Here is a 319-nt window from a genome sequence, read left to right on the forward strand (position 1 = left end):
GTGGATCTCCATGGCAACGTGGTTGACGGAAAGTGGCGTCCTTCTTCTGATACCGCCACCCATCTGGCACTGTATCAGCGTTATCCCTCCCTGGGCGGCGTTGTGCATACACACTCGACTCATGCCACGGCCTGGGCGCAGGCAGGGCTGCCCATTCCGGCTCTTGGCACCACGCATGCAGACTACTTCTTTGGCGATATTCCCTGCACGCGGGCATTAACGCAGGCCGAAGTGGAAGGGGAGTATGAACTCAACACCGGTCGCGTCATTATCGACACGCTGGCTGAGCGTGAGCCGCTGCATACGCCGGGTATTGTGG

General features: G+C 59.6%; 1 protein-coding gene. It reads left to right on the plus strand.

Annotation, left to right across the window (positions count from 1 at the left end; translation table 11 throughout):
* The coding region (locus tag ACPYOJ_RS34980) for a class II aldolase/adducin family protein (protein WP_481420324.1) at positions 1 to 319 on the plus strand (319 nt) is incomplete at both ends.

Source organism: Rhizobium sp. SVR5-9E (assembly GCF_056755095.1).